The following is a 1,409-nucleotide window of genomic DNA, read 5'->3' on the forward strand; positions in this document are numbered from 1 at the left end:
CGCACAGGACCACCGGCTGCGGGCCGCGCGGGCGCAGGCGCGCCACGAGCCGCAGGAGGCGGCGCAGCACGAGGGCAACGTGCGCGCCCAGGATCCCGCGGTAAGCGTGGCACTCGTCGATGACGATATAGCGCAGGCCCCGCAGGAGGCGGGTCCAGCGCTCGTGGCCCGGCAGCAGCGAGAAGTGAAGGAAGTCGGGGTTGGTCAGGGCGACGTCTGCGTGGGCGCGTACCCAGTCGCGCTCGGGCAAAGGTGTATCCCCGTCGCAGGTGCCGGCGCGCACCGTGCGCAGGGAGCCCGCGGGCGTGCCGGCCTCGCGCTGGACGGCCTCGAGCTCGCCGATGAGCTGGGTCAGGGCGGCGGCCTGGTCGGCGGCGAGCGCCTTGGTGGGGGAGAGGTACAGGGTGGTGGGGCGCCGGGTGTGGGCGGAGATGCGCGTGTCGGCGCCGGGGGCCTGGGCGGCCAGGACGTCGGAGAGCGCCGGCAGCCAGGCTGCCAGGGACTTGCCCGAGCCGGTGCCGGTGGCCAGGACCGTGTGGTGGCCGGCGTGGGCGGAGTGCGCGGCGGCCACCTGGTGCGTCCAAGGGCGCTCGACGCCCAGGCGGTGGTAGGCGGCCACGAGGTCGGGGTCCGCCCAGTCGGGCCAGTCGGCGTGGCGTCCAGGGCGGGGCGGGGTGCGTTGGAGGTGGACGAGCCGGCCGTCGCGCCCGCCGATGGACTCCAGGAGCCCGGTGAGGTCGCGTGCGATCCCGTCTGCCATGGGGCACAGTGTGCACCACCGGTGGCTGGAGGCGTCCGTCGGGCTTCGGCGGTGGGTTGTGACACCAGTCCCCAAGCGAGCTGGCGGCCTATCCCTCCGGCCGTGTGCGCCAAGGTCTGAAACTAGCCGTTGTGGGCTGAGTGGAGTTTCGGCGGTGGGTTGTGGGGCCTGGGTGTCACGTTTGGCGACTTTTAGGATGTCCATCGGTTGGCGTGCCCGTGCCTGTACGGCTCTGGCCTGCGTATTCGTGGCCGGGTGCGATGGTCGTCGGTCAGGGGTGCGTCTGAAAAGTCGCCGTTCGTGACACCGCTCGTGGGGCGGGCCTGGTGGTCTGAGGTGTGACCGTTTGTGCTGGGGGCTGGGACTTAGGCGCTGCGGGCTCAGTGGACACCGAAGCGGTGTGTTGTGGGGTCCGGGAGGCTTATTCACAGGGCTAGCCGACTCCAGCATCTGCGCAGGTCAGAGCACCTTTGGCGGATGCTGTGAATAAGCCTCTGGGTGTCACGTTTGGCGACTTTTAGGCCGTCCATCGGTTGGCGTGCCCGTGTCTGTGTGGCTCTGGCCTGCGTATACGTGGCCGAGTGTGATGGTCGTCGGCCAGGTGTGTGTCTGAAAAGTCGCCGTTCGTGACACCGCGCTCGCAGGGCGA

The 1,409-nt window shown here is 70.5% G+C and carries 1 protein-coding gene; it reads right to left on the reverse strand.

Annotated elements, in window-relative coordinates; translation table 11 throughout:
- Positions 1-760 (reverse strand): DEAD/DEAH box helicase (locus RIV14_RS13620; protein ID WP_309325261.1); only part of this gene is annotated, 760 nt, incomplete at its 3' end.
- Positions 761-1,409: the final 649 nt, after the last annotated feature.

The organism is Actinomyces acetigenes (assembly GCF_031296635.1).
GTDB lineage: Bacteria > Actinomycetota > Actinomycetes > Actinomycetales > Actinomycetaceae > Actinomyces > Actinomyces acetigenes.